This window comes from Actinomycetospora sp. (genome assembly GCF_036497245.1).
In the GTDB taxonomy this organism is placed as follows: Bacteria; Actinomycetota; Actinomycetes; order Mycobacteriales; family Pseudonocardiaceae; genus Actinomycetospora.
Window position 1 is genome coordinate 1 of record NZ_DASXJS010000164.1, and the last position, 12,141, is coordinate 12,141.

The 12,141-nt window shown below is 71.7% G+C and carries 14 protein-coding genes; 12 read left to right on the top strand and 2 right to left on the bottom strand.

Annotated features, from left to right (window positions below; all coding sequences use genetic code 11):
* From VGI02_RS17365 to VGI02_RS17395, 7 genes are all read left to right on the top strand, one after another.
* On the top strand, positions 1-668 hold a 668-nt coding region (locus VGI02_RS17365), incomplete at its 5' end, for an Mce/MlaD family protein (RefSeq protein WP_527249134.1).
* 10 nt (positions 669-678) lie between these two features.
* Positions 679-1,983, top strand: coding sequence for an MlaD family protein (locus VGI02_RS17370; protein ID WP_331629069.1), 1,305 nt, complete (start codon positions 679-681; stop codon positions 1,981-1,983).
* A 118-nt stretch (positions 1,984-2,101) separates the two neighbouring features.
* Positions 2,102-3,547, top strand: a complete 1,446-nt coding sequence (locus VGI02_RS17375; protein ID WP_331629071.1) for an RND transporter family protein — start codon at positions 2,102-2,104, stop codon at positions 3,545-3,547.
* A 9-nt stretch (positions 3,548-3,556) separates the two neighbouring features.
* A complete protein-coding gene (locus VGI02_RS17380) occupies positions 3,557-4,456 on the top strand; it encodes an RND transporter family protein (RefSeq protein WP_331629073.1) in 900 nt (299 codons plus the stop codon).
* The gene (locus VGI02_RS17385; protein WP_331629075.1) at positions 4,457-5,569 is read left to right on the top strand and encodes a peptidylprolyl isomerase; all 1,113 of its coding nucleotides are present in this window, start codon (positions 4,457-4,459) and stop codon (positions 5,567-5,569) included. It abuts the gene before it with no gap.
* Positions 5,570-5,782 carry a hypothetical protein gene (locus VGI02_RS17390; protein WP_331629077.1) on the top strand — a complete coding sequence of 71 codons (213 nt, stop codon included), beginning with the start codon at positions 5,570-5,572 and terminating at the stop codon, positions 5,780-5,782. It begins immediately after the preceding gene.
* Positions 5,783-5,817: 35 nt separating this feature from the next.
* A complete protein-coding gene (locus tag VGI02_RS17395; protein WP_331629079.1) occupies positions 5,818-6,363 on the top strand; it encodes a COG4315 family predicted lipoprotein in 546 nt (181 codons plus the stop codon).
* Positions 6,364-6,409: 46 nt separating this feature from the next.
* Here VGI02_RS17395 and VGI02_RS17400 read toward each other — a convergent pair whose 3' ends face one another.
* A complete protein-coding gene (locus VGI02_RS17400; protein WP_331629081.1) occupies positions 6,410-7,369 on the bottom strand; it encodes an ATP-binding cassette domain-containing protein in 960 nt (319 codons plus the stop codon).
* Positions 7,370-7,558: 189 nt separating this feature from the next.
* On the opposite strand from VGI02_RS17400, the gene VGI02_RS17405 reads away from it, so the two are divergent.
* The 4 genes from VGI02_RS17405 to VGI02_RS17420 all read left to right on the top strand — a co-directional run bounded on the left by VGI02_RS17405 (position 7,559) and on the right by VGI02_RS17420 (position 10,366).
* Positions 7,559-8,062 carry a hypothetical protein gene (locus VGI02_RS17405; protein ID WP_331629083.1) on the top strand — a complete coding sequence of 168 codons (504 nt, stop codon included), beginning with the start codon at positions 7,559-7,561 and terminating at the stop codon, positions 8,060-8,062.
* A complete protein-coding gene (locus tag VGI02_RS17410) occupies positions 8,062-8,538 on the top strand; it encodes a hypothetical protein (protein ID WP_331629085.1) in 477 nt (158 codons plus the stop codon). The genes VGI02_RS17405 and VGI02_RS17410 overlap by 1 nt, the downstream gene beginning before the upstream one ends.
* 110 nt (positions 8,539-8,648) lie before the next feature.
* A complete protein-coding gene (locus tag VGI02_RS17415) occupies positions 8,649-9,311 on the top strand; it encodes a hypothetical protein (RefSeq protein ID WP_331629087.1) in 663 nt (220 codons plus the stop codon).
* Positions 9,312-9,394: 83 nt separating this feature from the next.
* Positions 9,395-10,366 carry an ATP-binding cassette domain-containing protein gene (locus VGI02_RS17420; RefSeq protein ID WP_331629089.1) on the top strand — a complete coding sequence of 324 codons (972 nt, stop codon included), beginning with the start codon at positions 9,395-9,397 and terminating at the stop codon, positions 10,364-10,366.
* On the opposite strand, the gene VGI02_RS17425 is transcribed toward VGI02_RS17420, so the two are convergent.
* Positions 10,367-11,374, bottom strand: a complete 1,008-nt coding sequence (locus tag VGI02_RS17425; protein ID WP_331629091.1) for an NAD(P)H-dependent glycerol-3-phosphate dehydrogenase — start codon at positions 11,372-11,374, stop codon at positions 10,367-10,369.
* Positions 11,375-11,620: 246 nt separating this feature from the next.
* On the opposite strand from VGI02_RS17425, the gene VGI02_RS17430 reads away from it, so the two are divergent.
* Positions 11,621-12,141 (top strand): hypothetical protein (locus VGI02_RS17430; RefSeq protein ID WP_331629093.1); only part of this gene is annotated, 521 nt, incomplete at its 3' end.

Here is a 12,141-nt window from a genome sequence, read left to right on the forward strand (position 1 = left end):
AGGCGACGTCCGATCAGAGCGAAAACATCAAGAACTCGTTCAGCCAGCTGCCGGGCGTGACCGACAAGCTGAAGTCGGCCACCGGCAGCATCCAGGGCCTGTCCGACCAGCTCGACCCGACGCTGGACGACGTGCGGGAGGCCAGCAAGACGCTGCCCGACTCGCTGTCGCGGTTCAACGACGTGGTCGACACGCTCGACACCACGCTGGACAAGGCCGAGCCCGTGGCCCAGAAGCTGCGCCCGGTCAGCGCCGACCTCCGGCCGGTGGTCGACGACCTGAACCGGACGTTCCCCGACCTCAAGCCGATCGTGCGCCAGCTCGAGCCGATCACCAGCACGCTCCTCCCGTACCTGCCCGACCTCACGGCGTTCACCTACCAGTCGCGGTCGATCACCGACCAGGGCAGTGCGGGCGACCTGCGCAACAGCCTCCGGGCCCTGGTGCAGGCCGGTCCGACGACGATCCCCAGCACCGCCGGGCTCCCGACGGCCACCGCACAGTGCGCCCTGAACAACGTGGGGCTGCTGGCGGCAGGACAGCCTGCCGGGACGTGCCCGCTCAGCCTGGCCGCGAACGCGGCGAGCAGGTCGCCCGGACGGGCGGCCGCTCCGGCCGCCGCCACGTCGCCCCTCCCCGCCCCGGCCGCCGCGGCCACCACCCGATAGGGGTCCGACGGTGAAGATCTCCCAGAAAGCGATGCCGGTCATCCGGCTGGCCATCCTGATCGTGTTCGTGGTGGTCAGCCTGGTGTTCTACGCGATCTTCTACATCGCGGCCGGTGGCAAGCTCCCGCTCGTCGCGCCGACCCCGTACCAGATCACGTTCCAGTCGCCGATCAACAAGAACCTGGTCAACCAGAGCCAGGTGACGTTGAACGGGGTGCCGGTCGGGCGCGTGCTGTCGCTCGAGATCGCCAACGGCGTCGCGCAGGTCCGCGCCGGTCTCGGTGACCACCCGGAGTTCGCCCCGCTCCACCAGGGCGTCCACGCGGCGATCAAGACGAAGACGCTGATCAACGAGACCTACGTCGACATCACCGACGGCAACGGCCCGCCGCTGCCGGACCAGGCGGTCATCCCGACGGGCAGTGTGAGCCCGCCGGTCGACACCGACGAGCTCGTCCGAGCCCTGCCGCAGTCCGATCGCCAGAACCTCAGCGGGACCTTGCAGTCGCTCGACAAGGTCACGCAGGGCAACCAGTCCGGGATCTCGCAAACCTTCGGCAGCCTCGGTGAACCGACCCGGTATGTGCCGGCGGCGCTGACGGCGCTGAGCCGGCAGGAGATGGCGCTGCGCCAACTCTCGTCGAACACCGCGAAGGTCCTCAACTCGCTGGATACCCGGCAGGGCCAGATCGCCGATCTCGTCAGCGACGCGGACACCGTGACCAAGGTGACGGCGGGCAGCTCCGACGACCTCAAGGCCGTCATCTCGAAGCTGCCCCCGACGCTGTCGACGGCCCAGGCCGCCAGCGGCGACCTCTCGCGGCTCGGTGGCGCGCTGCAGCCCGTGGCGGACAACCTCAACAAGTCGTCCGGTCCGCTCAACGACGCGCTCCACCAGCTCCCGGGAACATCCGCGGACCTCCGGGGACTGCTGCCCGCGCTGGACGAGACCTTGACCAAGCTGCCGCCCACGTTGCAGCGGGTGCCGGAGTTCGCCGGCGACGTCCAGGACATGGTGCCCCACGGCCTGAAGTTCTTCGGTCAGCTCAACCCGATCCTGTCCTACGTGAAGCCGTGCGGGCCGAACGTCCTGCCGTTCTTCATCAACTTTGCGAACGCCGCCTCCAGGACGACGCAGGCGCCGCAGGGTCCGATGGGTGGTGTGGCGCCGGTCGTCGGGTACGACAGCATCTCGCTGCCGGGCGGCATCCCCGGGCCGATGCTGCCGTTCGGCCAGATGAAGTACAACGTCGGGAACCCCCCCGGGGGGAGCAACGCGGCGTGCAACGCCCCGCTGCAGCCTTACACCCGGTGACTGGTCAGAATCGCTCCGTATGAGGATGTCTCGGATCACACGGCGGGGGGCCCGCGATGACGCGGGCGCCCCGCCGCGGGTGTCCCTCCGCGAGCAGGGCGCGCGGGTTTGGCGGCGGGTGCGCCGCCCGAGCCGCCGGGACCTCGTCGCCGGGGTCGCGGGCCTCCTCGTGGCGGTGTTCCTGGCCGGTGGGCTCGCGCAGGTACGGGTGGAGACGGGCGTGGACTCGTTCCTGCCCTCGAACGACCCGTCGCTGGCCCAGCTGAACCAGCTCGGCCAGTCGTTCGGCGGGGACCCGATCGTGGTCCTCCTCGAGAACCCGCAGCCGCGGGCCCTGCTCCAGACGAACCAGCTGCCCGGGGTGCTCGACCTCGAGAAGAAGCTCGGGGACGCGCCCGATACGGCAGCGGTCTACGGGCCCGTCGGAACCCTGAATAACATCGCGGGCCAGGCGCAGCTCGTCGTCGCGGAGCTGCTCGGCCGGCGGGACGGGTTGGCGAACGCGGCGAAGCAGGCGGCGCAGAAACAGGGTGCCTCGCAGGCCGACGTCGATGCGGCGGGCGCCCGCGCGCAGGCGGAGTTCGACAACCGGTACGCGCCGACGATCATCCAGGCGATGCCGATCGGGCTCCCGACGTTGAAGAACCCCCGCTTCGTCGAGAACGTCGTGTTCGACTCGACCGGCGAGGTCAAGCCCCGCTGGCACTACGTGATCCCCAACGCGAACTCGCTCGCAATCCTGGTCCGTCCCCGGGCGGGGCTGGACCAGGCCGGGACCCAGGCGTTGGTCGGAAACGTCGAGCAGGCGGTCCACGCCGCGGCTCTGCCGCCGGGGACCCGGATGACGGTGTCCGGGGTACCGACGATCGTGGCCGGGCTCGGACAGTCCGTCGACACCCAGATCCCGATCATCGGAGCGATCGCCGTCGCGGCGATCGGGCTGGTCCTGTTCCTCGTCCCCTGGACGCGGCGACGACGGCGGCTGCTCCCACTGGCGGTGACCCTGCTCGCCACCGGGATGACGGTGGCGGGGCTCGGGTGGATCGGCCATCCGCTGTCGCTCGGGGTGCTCGCCTTCCTCCCGGTCCTGCTCGGGCTCGGCAGCTACTACCCCACCTACTTCGCCCAACGGGCGCGCAGCCGGGTCGTGTTCGTGGTCGCGGCCGGATCGGCGTGCAGCTTCGCGACGCTGGCCCTGGCGCCGCTGGCCTTCGTGCGCGACCTGGGCGTCACCCTCGCGGTGGGCATCGCCTTCGCCGTCGGACTGGGCGCGCTGCTGGTGCGCCGTAGCGCCGAGGACCCGACGGTGCCGGAGCCCCGGCCCACGATGACGGCGCCCCGTACCGAAGCGGCTGACCGGCCCCCGAGCCTGTTCGCCCCGCTCGCCACCGCGACGCGGCGGGTCCGGCTCGGGCTGGGTGCGGGTGTCGTGATCCTGGCCCTGGGCGGATGGGCCCTGCTCGCGGTCATGCCGCTGCAGACCAACATCCAGGACCTGGCTCGAGGCCTGTCGGCGATGGACGACGCCGACCACGTCCAGGAGGTGATCGGCACCAACGGCTAGCTCAACATCGTGCTGCGCGCGAACGGCCCCGCCCCGGGGACCCCGCCGGCCGACGTCCGCAGCCCGCAGGCGTGGCAGTGGATGCAGCAGGCCAACCAACAGATCGTCGTCAACCACGGCGACGTGATGAACCCGGTGCTCTCCCCGCCCGGCCTGCTCGACTTCCTCGGGAACAACCCGACCGCCGACCAGATCCAGGCCGGGCTGCGGCTGATGCCGGACTCGCTGACCAGCTCGGTGGTGCGGGGCGACGGCCAGGTCGCGAACATGTCCTACGGGGTCTCGTTGAACGACCTCGGCGAGCTCGCGACAGTGACCGACCAGGTGAAGGCGCAACTGCCACCACCGCCCCCGGGCATGACGGCCGACCTGACCGGCCTGCCCACGGTCGCGGTGCGGGGCTACCAGCTGGTCTCCTCCGACCGGTATCTGGCCAGCGTGGCCGGGCTCGTGGCCGCGGGGCTGGTGCTGGCCCTGGGGCTGCGCCGGCGGGTCGACGCACTGCGCGCCGTCGCCGCCGCAGTGATCGCGACCGGTGGCTCCCTGCTGCTGCTGGTGGTCACCGGGTCCGCGCTGAGTCCGCTGACGGTGGCGCTCGGCTCTCTGACCGCCGCCGTCGGCTGCGAGTTCACCGTGATGGTCGCCCAGTCCGTGCGGCTCGCCGATCGCAGCCTGCGCCGGGCGGTGGCTCTGGCGGCCGGCACCTCGGCCATCGGGTACGCGGTCCTGGCCGTCTCCCCGCTCGCCCTGATGCGGGAGTTCGGGCTCCTGCTGGCGGCCTCGGTCGGGCTGTCCTACGCCGCCGCGCTGTTCGTCGTGTGGGTGTGGCCCCCGACCACCCCGCTCCCCGCCGTCCCCGACGCGCCCGAGCCCGCGCCGCAGGCTCCTGCGTCGATAGGAGTGTCCTAGATGCAGACCCTCGAGCGACCCGTGACCGCGACCGTCGACGGATTCCGCAGTCCCAGGCCACCACGGACACGCCTGCGCCGGACCCTCGTCGGCCTCATCGTCGCCCTGGTGACCCTGGTGTCGGCGCTGGCGGTGCCGACTCTCATGGGCCTCTTCCCCTCGGTGTACTCGCCGCCGCTGCCCGCGGACGCCGCGTTCGCCGTGAAGAACCGCGTCGTCACCGTCGACGAGTACGGCAAGCGGCTGAAGACCATCGAGGCGCTCTACGGAGCCCAGGCACCGACCGACCCGGCCGGAGCGGACCGGTTCCGGCGCGACACGGCGAAGGCCATGTCGGTCGCCGACGTGATGGAGAACGCCGAGGCGGACCGGAACATCGTCATCCCCGACACCAAGGTCCGGCAGCAGCTGACCGACATGATCACCGCGCAGTACGGGCCGGGCCCCGACGGCTACCAGAAGTTCACCGCCGGGCTGGCGGCGGTCGGGTCCTCCGAGCCCGACGTGCTCGACGAGATCCGCCAGCAGTACGCCTCCGCGGAGCTGATCAAGCAGATCACCGACCCCGTCCAGGTGGCGGACAGCGAGCTGCCGGCGGAGTTCCCCAAGTATGCGGCCCGGCTCGGGACGCCTGAGCAGCGCCGACTCTCGAACATCGTGGTCCCGAGCCAGGACCAGGCCAACGACATCCTCGCCCAGTTGAAGGGCGGCGCCCCGTTCGCCGACCTGGCCCGCACCCAGAGCCTGGACGCGGCGACCAAGGCGGCCGGCGGTGACTTCGGACAGAACGTCACCGCGGACAAGCTCCAGGCGCCCTACGCGCAGGCCGCGTTCGCGGCGCCCAAGGGCCAGCCCTTCGGACCGGTCCAGACCTCGCAGGGCTGGAACGTCGGCCTCGTCACCGACGTGATCCCGGGCAAGCCCGCCGACTTCGCCCAGTCGCAGATTCCCCTCAAGCAGGCCGTGACGACCGACCGGAAGATCGCGGCGTGGAGCAGCTGGCTGGAGAACGAACTGCAGAGCGAGAACGTGCGCTTCGCCGACCCGTACCGGCCGGCCGATCCCGACGGAGCCCCGGCCGGCCTCGGTGGGGCACCCGGCCAGGGCGGCTAGATGACGATCAGCGCCCTCTATCTCCTGATCCCGGCCGCGCTGCTGGTGCTGGTCGGGATCTGGGGATGGCGCAACGCCGACGCACTCGCGTCGTCGTTGCCGTTGGACGAGCGAACCCAGGAGAAGCGCCGCCGCGTCTATCTCCGCGGCGCGGCGACCTGCCTGCTGGTGGCCGTCGCCTTCGTCGTCCTCGTGATCGTGTCCTTCCGCTGACACCCCCGTACCCCGAACCCCGACCAGGAGGACCCATGACCGCGACCGTGCGGGGAACCGTCGTCCGGCGAGCCGCCGTCCTGCCCGTCCTCCTCGCCGCCGTCGCCGCGCTGACGGCCTGCGGCAGCCCGGTCGACGAGGGCCCGAAGCTGGAGCTGTCCGGCGCCGCCACGACGCTGCAGCTGCGGCCGAGCTTCTACGGCGCGACGCTCGCCGACGGCACCGGCCACACGCTCTACCAGTTCGACGCCGACCGGGGGGGCTCGCCCACCTGTGCGGACGCCTGCGCGAACGCCTGGCGCCCCTACATCGCCACCGGGGAGCCGACGTCGACGGACGGGAACAAGAACTCCCTCGACGACGCCCAGATCGGCACGGTCACCCGGGCCGACGGGCGGCAACAGGTGAGCTATGCGGGCCACCCGCTCTACTACTTCAGCGGCGATGCCGCCCCGGGCGACCCGGACCGCGTGGACGACATCCGCGGGGCCGGTCTCGTGCAGTACGGCGGGACCTGGAATGCGGTGAGCGGGTCCGGCGCAGCGGTCAAGCCGAACGGGGCCGTCGTCGCACCCTCCTGAACCAGTGCCCGGACGCTGTCGCCGACGGCGTCCGGCCCGGGACGGCTCAGATCAGGTGGGCCAGCGTGAGCGTCATGACCACCAGCGTGACGACGACGATGCCGATCGCCGCGGCCCGGACCATCGCCGGGTCGAACGTGACCCGCAGGCCACGGCGTGAGGTCTCGTCGTCGGCCCGGACGTCCTCGATGCGGGGCGGGCCGAGGAAGTCCGAAATCTGGAACCGGTGGTCGAACTGCTCGTTCGTCTCGACCCCGTTGAGCAGTTCCGCCGCGCTCCCGGTCGCGATGATCCGCCCGTTGGCCAGGATCGCCAGGTGATCGCCGAGCTCCCGTGCCAGGCCGATGTTGTGCGTGGTGAGCAGCAGCGTCCCGTGGGTGCGCTCCCGCCAGCTCGCCAGCGCGGCGAGGATGCGGTGCGAGTGCGCCGCGTCCAGGCAGACGTCGATGTCGTCGAGGATCAGCGCCGGGGAGTCGGTCACCAGCGCACGGGCCAGGCCCAGCCGACGCCGCGCGTGGGCCGGCATCGCCTCCGGGCGCTGCGCGGCGACGTCGTCGAGCGCCATCTCCTGCAGCCGGGCCATGGCCCGGCGGTCACGCTCGGCCTCGCCGACTCCGTGGTGCTTGAGGGAGTACTCGAGGTTCTCGAAGGCGGTCATCGAGGAGAACAGCGACGAGTCGAACAACGACGACCCGCCGAGCAGGACCCCCATGCCGTTGCGGATCTCCCGCAGGCCGGCCGGGCTCGCCTCCCAGACGTTCCGGCCGCCGACCTCGACCGTGCCCCGGTCGGGCTCGAGCAGGCCCACCAGATGGCGGACCAGGGTGGTCTTGCCTGCGCCGGACGGCCCCATCAGCACCGTGATCTCACCCGCCGGGACGTCGAGCCCCAGCCGATGGAGTACGGGGGAGTCGTCGATGACGGTCGTGACACCCGTCAGACGCAGGCCGGGGGGCTCCACGCTCCGGCCGTCGCTCCGGCCCTCTCGCTCGCTCTGCTCCGGCATCGGGTCTCCTGACCTCGCCGTGAGCTGTTCAGGCGCTGACAGCGCGGGCGGCCGCCCGGGCGAGGCCGTCACTGTAGGGGGAGCAACGACGCACGGGTGCGATCGCCGTGAAGGCATGTCCCGACGGGGGAGGGCAGTGCCCCACGCGGGGGACGCGAGCCCCGATGAGGGCTCCTTTATCATCGTTTGATGACCTCGCCCAAGGTGACGCGCCTCATGGCCGCGGTCTCCCAGGACTGGAAGCACCGCCGCTATCCGTGGCAGCTGGCGCTCGCCGTCGTGTGCTGGGTGGTGGTCGCGGTCGCGCTGATCATCTCGCAGATCGGGACACCCGATCCGACCGATGCCGCCACGCAACAGGACGCGCTCGCCGGCACGGGCACGGTCCTGGCGTCCAATGCGCAGGACCAGTGGTTCGTCCCCTTCCTGCCCTGGCTCGGGGTGCTCATCCTGCTCGTGACGGTGGCGCTCTTCTTCGCCCAGGGCTGGGCCCGGGTCGTCCTCGCCGCCTGCGGCCTGGTCGGCGTGGTCGGCCTGGCGATGGATGCCGCGTGGCAGGTGTTCCCGGCGATGGTCGGCTTCGTGGCCGGCTCGGTGCTCGGCATCCTGCTGCCGACCCACCGCTACCTGCAGCGACCCCGCGAGGACGGCACCACCGCCGAGTCCTCGACCGAGAGGACCGTGACGCCCTGATGGCCTCCAAGCCCGGGTCCAAGTCGCCGTCGAAGCTCCCGAAGGGTGCGACGACCCCGCCGCGGCAGCGGTCCGCCCCACCGTCGTCGGTGAGCACGCCCACGAGCGGGGGGACGGCGCAGATCGACGTCGGTGCCGTGGCCCGGGCGGTCAGCACCGGGTTCATGATCCTGGTCTTCGGTGGGCTGATCCAGCCGATCGTCAGCACGTACGTGCCGGTCATCGGCATGTTCTGGTTGATCCTCGTCGCCGTCACCGCGTTCGCGTCCGCCGGTGCGCGCGTCGGCATCGCCTGCCCGAACCCGCCGCTGCACGGAGCCGGTGCGGCCGTGCTGAGCTATCTCCTCGTCGTGCCCCTGATGTTCCTCCAGGGCACCTTCAACCCGCTGTACACCGTCTTCTCGTTCGTGGCCGCCGTCGTCATCGGGGCGGCCGCGGGACAGATCGGCGCCCGCTCGAAGGCCTCTCGGAGCTGACGCTCCCGCTCGCCGGCGGTGACGGCGACCTCGCCCGTCACCCCGTCGAAACCTGCCGATACCATGCCGACGGGCGGTACGCCATCCACGGCTAGGAGGACGTTCGCAACATGCTCATCGGTGCCCTGATGGTCCTCGCGGCGGCACTGCTCGCCAGCGCCTTCATCACGGGCCAGACCGCGCTGGCGGTCGGTGCCCTCGTGGTCAGCCTCGTCGCGGCGGCGCTCTACGTCGTGCTCCTGCGTCGGGAGCCTGCCACCGAGGCCGTTCCCGCTGGTCCCGCGAAGGCGGAGACCGAGTCCGACGCGGCGGAGAACGAGCCCGTGAAGGCGGACGCCGCGAAGGCGGAGCCCGCCACGCCGAAGGCCGACGCCGCGAAGGTGGATGCCGCTGCGCCGAAGGTCGATGCCGCGAAGGCCGCGAAGGCGGAGCCCGCCAAGGCGGAGCCCGCCAAGGCGGCCGACGCACCGAAGGCCCAGCCGACGGTGGCGACGCCGAAGACCGAGCCGCCGAAGACCGAGCCGCCGAAGACCGAGCCGGCGAAGACCGAGCCGGCGAAGACCGAGGCTCCCGCGGCCCCCGCGGCGGAGGCGGGGATCGACGGTGCGACGGTCGTGCACGTGGTGCCCGGCCGGATGCGCTACCACGTCGACGGCTGCCAGGTGCTCGACGGCCAGGACGCCGAGGCGCTGACCGTGAACGACGCCCGCGACGAGGGCTTCACCGCCTGTAGTCGGTGCGCGGCGGGTAGCCGAACGACCGCGAAGGCCTAATTCGCCTGGGTGGGCGTTGACCCGTCTGGCACGCTGAGGCTCGCTGTCGGGGTAATGCCGCCCCCCGAAGGAGTCACGCGTCGATGACGAGAGCGAACCGGTCGACCGGTGCCGGGGCCCTGACCGCCGCCCCGGAGGTGGTGGTCGACGACGTCCGCAAGTCCTTCGAGGGCGACCGCGTGCTCGACGGCATCTCACTGACCGTGGCCCCCGGGCGGACGGTCGTGATCATGGGTCCATCGGGCGTCGGGAAGACCACCCTGACCCGGATCCTGCTGGGACTCGAGACCCCGGACGACGGCTCCGGGGACGTCACCGTGGACGGCCGGGCGGTGCACGATCTCAGCCCCGTCGAGCTCCGCCACCTGCGCCAGGGCATGGGAGTGCTGCTCGGCGGCGCCTCGATCTACGACAGCTCGCTGTTCGCGTCGATGACCGCGTGGGCCAACGTGCGCTACCCGCTCGAGGTCCGCGGCTACGACGAGGGGGTCATCGAGGAGCGGGCCTGGCGGCGGATGATCGAGTTCGAGTTGACCGACGTCGCCCACCAGATGCCGTCCACGCTCTCGTCGGGAACCCGGCGCAGGCTGGCGCTCGCGAAGTCGTTCGTCGACGACCCGTACCTGCTCGTCCTGGACGACCCCGGCGATGCGATCGACGCCACCAACCGGACGATGGTCATCGAGTCGATCCGCCGAGCCCGGGCGGACACGGACGCGACGATGATCCTCACCTGCCACGACATCGGGATGGCGAAGGCCCTGGGCGACGACCTCGTCGTCATCCTCGCGGGCCGCGTCGTCGCCCGTGGCCCGGTGGCCGATCTCCTCGACGGAGTGGTCGACGCCGACACCTGGGACGAGCGGTTCGCGTTCCGCGCGTCGTTCGCGGAGACCGACGACCCGAGCCGCAGCACCATCTCCCGGGTGGAGGACGCCCGCCGCGAGGTGAGCTCGTGGCAGTGGGCGGTCTACCTCGTCCTCTTCCTGATGGGGCTGGCGACCCTGATCGCGCTGCTCACCGGGGTGATCGACAACGTGTTCACGTTCCTCTGATCAGGCCGCCTCGTACTCGCTGCCCGGGGTCCGCTTGCGCAGCCCGCGGTAGGCCTCCTCGGCGGTCCGTCCCTCGTTGACCACGCCGTCGACCTCGGAGCAGATGGGGACGTCGACGTCGTACTCGTCGGCGAGCTCCATGACGCTGCGGGCGGTCTTGACCCCCTCGGCGACCTGCGTCATCTCCGAGAGGACCTGCTCGACCGTCTTGCCGCTCGCGATCTCCTCGCCCACCCGTCGGTTGCGCGAGGCGGGGCTCATGCAGGTCGCCATCAGGTCGCCGAGGCCGGTGAGCCCGGCGAAGGTCCGCGGATCGGCGCCCATCGCCTCGCCGAGCCGGGTGATCTCGGCGAGCCCGCGCGCGATCACCAGGGCCCGGGTGTTCACGCCGACCCCGAGGCCGTCGCCCATGCCCGCGGCGATCGCGACGATGTTCTTGAGGATGCCGCCCAGCTCGCAGCCGGTGACGTCGTGGTTGCGGTACACCCGGAACACCGGCGAGGCGAAGAGCGGCTGCAGTGCGGACGCCACGGCGTCGTCGGGCGTGGCCACCACGGCTGCCGCGGCGTAGCCCGCGAGGACCTCGCCCGCGATGTTGGGGCCGGCGAGCAGGCCGACCGAGTGTCCGGGCAGGCACTCACCGATCACCTGCGTCGGGCGCAGGCGGGTCTCCGGCTCGAGGCCCTTGGCCAACGAGATCACCGGGATCCAGGCCCGCACGTGCGGGGAGACCTCGTCCAGGACGGTCCGGATGCTGTGCGACGGGACCCCGACGACGAGGACGTCGGCCTGCGACGCGGCCTCCTCGAGGTCCGCGGTCGCGCGCAGACCGGACGGGAGGGTGTGCCCGTCGAGGTAGCGGTTGTTGGTCCGCTGCTCGTTGATCTCCTCGGCCTGGGCGGGGTCGCGCGCCCAGATCAGCGTGGGCGTGTTCCGTGCCGCGAGTGACGCGACTCCGGTGCCCCAGGAACCCGCACCGAGCACGGTGATGCGCACCGCGCGGGTCATCGGGCGTTCCGGGATCGTCCGGGAACCGGCGCAGCGGCCAGCGACATCGTCACCCTCCAGGTGTTCGACCGGCACGACGTCGTGCCGTGGCGCGCATCCTCGCACGGGAAATCCCGTGTTCCACGTCACTACCACGGGTGCCCGATCGTTGAGGACTCGAATATACTTGATAGGGTGACCCACGTCATGATGTGTCGATCACGTGACCATCTGACGTCGACGACGCCCTCGAGTCCGGAGGAGCAGATGACGAGCATCCCCGAGCGCCACCTGGTGGGTCTCGACGGCTCTGGCCCCGCGGAGAGGTCTCGCGCGCCGCACGGGGCGCCCGAGTCCCGCGATTCGGGGGGAGAGGCGCTGGAGGCCACCCTCTCCGCCATCGATCGGGCGCGGGACCTCCTCGGCTGGACCGCGGGCGACGACGAGGCGCCGGTGGTCGGCCGGGCGGCCGGGGCCAGGGCACTGGCCCGTGCCTGGACGGAGGCGGGTGCCGAGATCCAGGACCTCGCCGTCTCCGGCACCGACCCGCTCCGGCTCCAGGCCATGGTCGGGTTGCTGGGGGACATCCGGGACGCCGAGCAGCAGTTGAGCAGCTCCGCCTCCACGGCGACCCAGGGGCTGATGGGACGCGTGCGCGAGGGGCTGCAGACCCTGCGAAGGGCGGGCTCGCTCAGCGAGCTGATCGACCAGGCTCCGGTCGTGGCGGCCGGGATCGGCTTCGACCGGGTGCTGCTCTCGCGGGTCGACGAGTCCGCGTGGGTCCCCGA

What these genes read in the sequence shown, in the direction of transcription:
- VGI02_RS17385 (WP_331629075.1), top strand. Translation starts at nt 4,457, where the DNA reads ATGCAGACCCTCGAGCGACCCGTGACCGCGACCGTCGACGGATTCCGC.
- VGI02_RS17390 (WP_331629077.1), top strand. Translation starts at nt 5,570, where the DNA reads ATGACGATCAGCGCCCTCTATCTCCTGATCCCGGCCGCGCTGCTGGTG.
- VGI02_RS17395 (WP_331629079.1), top strand. Translation starts at nt 5,818, where the DNA reads ATGACCGCGACCGTGCGGGGAACCGTCGTCCGGCGAGCCGCCGTCCTG.
- VGI02_RS17400 (WP_331629081.1), bottom strand. Translation starts at nt 7,369, where the DNA reads ATGCCGGAGCAGAGCGAGCGAGAGGGCCGGAGCGACGGCCGGAGCGTG.
- VGI02_RS17405 (WP_331629083.1), top strand. Translation starts at nt 7,559, where the DNA reads ATGACCTCGCCCAAGGTGACGCGCCTCATGGCCGCGGTCTCCCAGGAC.
- VGI02_RS17410 (WP_331629085.1), top strand. Translation starts at nt 8,062, where the DNA reads ATGGCCTCCAAGCCCGGGTCCAAGTCGCCGTCGAAGCTCCCGAAGGGT.
- VGI02_RS17415 (WP_331629087.1), top strand. Translation starts at nt 8,649, where the DNA reads ATGCTCATCGGTGCCCTGATGGTCCTCGCGGCGGCACTGCTCGCCAGC.
- VGI02_RS17420 (WP_331629089.1), top strand. Translation starts at nt 9,395, where the DNA reads ATGACGAGAGCGAACCGGTCGACCGGTGCCGGGGCCCTGACCGCCGCC.
- VGI02_RS17425 (WP_331629091.1), bottom strand. Translation starts at nt 11,374, where the DNA reads ATGACCCGCGCGGTGCGCATCACCGTGCTCGGTGCGGGTTCCTGGGGC.